General features: G+C 66.4%; 5 protein-coding genes. 3 read left to right on the top strand and 2 right to left on the bottom strand.

What is annotated here, in order from left to right:
* Positions 1–104 precede the first annotated feature (104 nt).
* Positions 105–809 carry an MgtC/SapB family protein gene (locus ACCC94_RS27675; protein WP_413352791.1) on the bottom strand — a complete coding sequence of 235 codons (705 nt, stop codon included), beginning with the start codon at positions 807–809 and terminating at the stop codon, positions 105–107.
* A gap of 401 nt (positions 810–1,210) precedes the next feature.
* On the opposite strand from ACCC94_RS27675, the gene ACCC94_RS27670 reads away from it, so the two are divergent.
* Entirely contained in the window at positions 1,211–2,002 is a 792-nt protein-coding gene (locus ACCC94_RS27670; RefSeq protein ID WP_413352792.1) for an alpha/beta fold hydrolase, read from the top strand.
* Between the two features lie 197 nt (positions 2,003–2,199).
* On the top strand, positions 2,200–2,823 hold the full coding sequence (locus ACCC94_RS27665; protein ID WP_413352790.1) for a cell wall hydrolase: 624 nt from the start codon (positions 2,200–2,202) through the stop codon (positions 2,821–2,823).
* Here ACCC94_RS27665 and ACCC94_RS27660 read toward each other — a convergent pair.
* Positions 2,820–3,341 (bottom strand): RrF2 family transcriptional regulator, encoded by a 522-nt coding sequence (locus tag ACCC94_RS27660; protein ID WP_413352789.1) that lies wholly within the window; start codon positions 3,339–3,341, stop codon positions 2,820–2,822. The genes ACCC94_RS27665 and ACCC94_RS27660 overlap by 4 nt on opposite strands.
* A 323-nt stretch (positions 3,342–3,664) precedes the next feature.
* On the opposite strand from ACCC94_RS27660, the gene ACCC94_RS27655 reads away from it, so the two are divergent.
* Positions 3,665–4,867, top strand: a complete 1,203-nt coding sequence (locus tag ACCC94_RS27655) for an NAD(P)/FAD-dependent oxidoreductase (RefSeq protein WP_413352788.1) — start codon at positions 3,665–3,667, stop codon at positions 4,865–4,867.
* Positions 4,868–4,995 lie beyond the last annotated feature (128 nt).

Raw genomic sequence — 4,995 nt, 5'->3', positions numbered from 1 at the left:
GCGGGGGGTGTTGGCGCTCGCTTCCTCGCTAACCCCCCCCCCCCTGTTTCACGGGCGCGCTACAATGCCCGCTCCTACGAAAAGCCCATTGGCGCAACTCGGTTTCAATCACTGGCCAGCTCGAACAGCTGCCAGCGCACCGAGCTGACGCCCTTCTCCAGGCTGATGCGGCTGACCATGCGTTCCAGCTGACCGGCGGCGCCATGGCCGCCCAGCAACTCGGCGCGCACTTCCAGTTTCGCCGGGTTGGGCTGGTCCTCGCTGTGCAGCGATTGCAGGCGTAGTTCGCTGCTGTCCAGGCTGTGCAGCATCAGGCTGCGCACCTGGATTTCATCCTCGGCGCGGCAGACGATGGCGACGCCATAACGCTGCTCCGCTTCGCTGGCCGGAACCACGTCCTGCTGATTGATGCGCTGGGCGATGTCGCGCAGCAGGATATTGGCGCAAAGCACCACCACGCTGCCCAGCGCGGCCTCCAGCAACAGGCCCATGCTGCACAGCACTCCAATGGCGGCGGTGCACCAGAGCGTGGCGGCGGTGTTGAGGCCGCGCACGTTCAGGCCGTCGCGCATGATCACGCCACCGCCCAGGAAGCCGATGCCGGACACCACGTAGGCGGCGATGCGCGGGGCGTCCGCCGAGAGTCCCGGCATCGCCTGGGTCATCAGCACGAAGAGGCAGGCGCCGGTGCTGACCAGTGCATTGGTGCGCAGGCCGGTGAGGCGCTGGCGCAGCTGGCGTTCGGCGCCGATCAGGGCGCCCAGGATGAGTGCCGCGGCGACCCGCAGCAGGAAGATTTTCCAATCCATGTTCCACCTCGTTTGCGGCGCACGGCCGCTCCATGCGCCGGGCGATGCCGGCGCGCGTTCGGGGGAGGGATTGCGAGGGAGCGAAGGGCCGGATCGGCCCCGCTGGGGAATGGTGAGACGTCATCCCTTGGCGGGATGCGTATCGCCACTGTCCGCAACGCAGCGAGACAGTGGCAGGATTCTGCCGGACGGCTCGCTGTTCAGACCTGTCGCAATCGACCAGGGCAAGTGTCCAAGGCAGGACTCCTCTTCAATTCAAAAAAAGCGGCCGGACCCGGTGTGAGCACTGCCCGGGACAGCTCCGGCCGCGAGTCACCATCATCGCCGGGCAGCCTTAAGGTTTCCTTAGCAGCCTATCGGCCCTACCATGGCCCCCATCAACCTCACTGGAGATCCGCATGTTGTCCGCCGTCACTACCCGGGAACACTGGATCGACAGCGACAAGGGCCAGCTGTTCGCCCAGGACTGGATGCCCGCTGAAACCGTCGGCGTGCCGATTCTGCTGCTGCATGACTCGCTGGGCTGCGTGACGCTGTGGCGCGACTTTCCGGAGCAGCTGGCGCGCGCCAGCGGCCGCCCGGTAATCGCCTACGACCGCCTCGGTTTCGGTCGCTCCGAAGGCTATCCCGGCGCCCTGCCGCTGGATTTCATCGACGATGAGGCGCGGGCTTTCTTCCCCTTGCTGCAACAGCACTTCGGCTTCGAGCGTGGCGTGGTGTTCGGCCACAGTGTCGGCGGCGCCATGGCGGTGGCCTGCGCCGCACAGCACCCGCAGAGCTGCGCGGCATTGATTACCGAGTCGGCCCAGGCCTTCGTCGAGCACCGGACCCGCGACGGCATCCGCGCCGCCGAGCTGGAATTCGCCCGTGAAGGCCAACTGGAGCGCCTGCAGAAGTACCACGGCGACAAGGCGTTCTGGGTGCTGCGTGCGTGGGTCGATACCTGGCTGTCCGACGACTTCAGCGACTGGAACTTGGACGCAGAGCTCGCGCAGGTCCAGTGCCCGATTCTCAGCCTCCACGGCGAGCAGGACGAGTATGGTTCAGCAGCCCACCCGGAGCGTCTCACCTCGGTCCCCGGGGTTCCGAGCATGCTCCGGTTGCTGGCCGATTGCGGCCATGTTCCGCACCGCGAGCAACAGCCGGCGGTTCTGCAGGCGGTAGCCGAATTTCTCCGGCGCTATCTGCCGTAGGCCACGGCATCCGCGGGCTGGAGGAGTTACCGTCTGGCTGGAAAATTGAATCAAGGTTCGCCGCGAAGCGTCACATCGAACAGGCGCAGTCGCTTCGCTTTTCCTGTTCGGGAAGTGGCCTCAAAGGCGCCGTCGCAAATGCCTGAAGCAAGTTGTGCGACGGCTGGATGGGTATCACTGCGCAGGAAGGTTCGATCATGTACCGCCTATTTCTTCCGTTGCTGCTGCTTACCCTGTGGGCACCCTCGTCCACCGCCGCCTCCATCGGCACCTCCACGGACGAGAAAGCCCAGGCTGCAGTGAACAAGGCCGAAGTACTGGAGCAGCAGGTCGCCCACCCGGCCAGCACGGTGGCCAGCCCGGCGCCCATCACAAAATCCGAAGTCAAGGCGCTGGACCCGGCCGGCAAGGCGCCGCTGGACGATGCGCTGACGTGCCTGTCGCGGACCATCTACTGGGAAGCCAAGGGCGGCGGCAAGGCGGACATGGAAGCGGTGGCCAACGTGGTGCTCAACCGCATGGGCCATGGCGGCTTCCCGGACACCGTCTGCGGCGTGGTCAAGCAGGGCCAGGCGCAGAAGCACTGCCAGTTCTCCTGGTGGTGCGACGGGCGCTCCGACCAGGTGGAAGAGAAGAACCGCTACGACATCGCCAAAGAAATCGCCCGCCGGGCCCTGAACCAGCAGTTGGGCGACCGCACGCGGGGCGCCATGTACTTCCATGATCGCCATGCCTCACCGTCCTGGGCGAAGGAGTACATCCGCACAGCGGAAACCGACGAGTTCGTCTTCTACAAGCCGCGCGGCGGCGATGCGCGCTAGCTGACGGAACCGGAACCGTCGCGCTGGGCGTCCATCCAGCGCACCAGTGCTTCGCCGAACTCCGGCGGCGCCTTGCGCCCGACACGCCGGGCGAGATCGAGCACCGTGTGCTGGGCCAGGGCTTCCTCCATGCGCTTCTGCGCGGTGAGCATCACCGCATGGACCGAGCAGGTGCCACAGGTCGCCCATTCGGGCGGCGAACCCTCGAACACGGCGCAGCGCCCACGGATGTCACGGCATTCGAAGATCACCTTGTCGCCGTCGATGGCCTTGACGATATCCAGCACGGTGATTTCATCCGCCGGCCGCGCCAGGCGGAAACCTCCGCGCACGCCCTCGGTAGCCGCCACCAGGCCGGCCTTGGCCAGCCTGGTGAAGACCTTGGCGAGCAGCTCCTGGGGCACGCCCTGCAGTTCCGCCAGGGAACGTACGCTGGAGTCGCGGCTGTCGCCCTTCTCGTCGGTCAAAAACAGCAGGCAGTGAATCCCGTACTCCACGCCTGCACTATACAAAGCCATCATAAACTCCGACTAGTTCAGTCGTACTATTCTCAAGCCACGCCGGGCTCCCGGCCATCACTTAAGCACGCAACCTGACGACCCGTCACCCGCCATCCGTGCCATGCGGCTTCCCCCACGATTTACGGTGCAGCAGAAGCGGCACGACTGAGCAGCGATTCCGCCGTGACCAATGGTCGGAGTTGATGCAGAAATCGGTTGCACCGGATAACTACGACAAATATAGTCGTAGTTATCCGAGGCGAGCCGGGAAGCGAACCGCTCCGATGTCGGGCACTCGGGAAACCCACACCCTGGATTCATCCTTTTCGTCGGAGACCACCATGAAACAACGCATCCTGATCGTCGGCACCGGCTTCGCGGGCATGTGGAGCGCCCTGAGCGCCGCACGCCTGCTCGACCTGCACCAGCGCAGCGACGTCGAAGTCGCGGTACTCGCGCCCCAGGCCGAGCTGCGCATCCGCCCGCGCTTCTACGAGCCGAATGTGCACCGGATGGCCGCGCCGCTGGGCGATCTGTTCGGCGCCGTGGGCGTGACCTTCATCCAGGGCAGCGCCGAGCAGATCGATGTCGACCGCCGTCAGCTGGATTACCGCAATGCCAGCGGCGAGGTCGCCACCCTGGGCTTCGACCGCCTGATCCTCGCCAGCGGCAGCAAGGTCGCCCGCCCCGCCCTGCCCGGCATCAAGCACGCCTTCGACGTGGATGACATCGACCAGGCCGTGCGCCTTGAAACGCACCTCCGCGCGCTGCATCAACAGCCGGAATCCGAGGCACGCAACACCGTGATTGTGGCCGGCGGCGGCTTCACCGGTATCGAGACCGCCACCGAAATGCCTGCCCGCCTACGTGAAGTGCTGGGCGCGGATGCCAAGGTACGGGTGATAGTGGTCGATCGCGGTGCGCAGATCGGCAGCGCGCTGGGCGCCACTTCGCAGGCCGTGGTGGCCGAAGCCTCCGCCGAAGTCGGCGTGGAATGGCGCCTGAACGCCTCGGTGGAATCCATCGACGGGGACGGCGTGACCCTCTCCAGCGGCGAGCGCATCGAGGCGAAGACCGTGATCTGGACCGCCGGTGTGCGCGCCAGCGCGCTGACCGAGCAGGTTCCCGCCGAGCGCGACCGCCAGGGTCGCCTGCATGTGGACCGCAACCTCCAGGTGATCGGCCAGGACGCGGTGTTCGCCACCGGCGATGTCGCCTACGCCGCGGTGGATGATGCCGGCAACTACGCGCTGATGACCTGCCAGCACGCCATCTCCCTGGGCCGCTCGGCCGGCAACAACGCCGCCGCCGACCTGCTGGGCGTAGCGCCCATCCCCTACAGCCAGCCCAAGTACGTGACCTGCCTGGACCTCGGCGCCTGGGGTGCGCTGTTCACCGAAGGCTGGGACCGCCAGGTGCGCTTCCAGCGCGAGGAAGGCAAGAAGATCAAGACCGAGATCAACACCGTGTGGATCTACCCGCCGGCCGCCGATCGTGCCATCGCCCTGGCGGCTGCCGACCCGCTGATTCCGGTCGTGGCTTGAGTCCTTCGCGGCGGAGTTCGCAGCCACATCGTAAGGCGTTTTTCGTAGGAGCGGGGGTTGTGGCGCACCCCAAGGGGGGGGGGGTGGGGGGGTTGGGGGGGCGCGCGGGGCGAAAAGGGTTTGCGGGG

The sequence above is a fragment of the Pseudomonas sp. Pseusp97 genome, from assembly GCF_047304025.1.
Lineage (GTDB): Bacteria > Pseudomonadota > Gammaproteobacteria > Pseudomonadales > Pseudomonadaceae > Pseudomonas.
The sequence above is the reverse complement of the archived record's forward strand: the minus strand, read 5'-3'. Positions and strand labels throughout refer to the sequence as shown.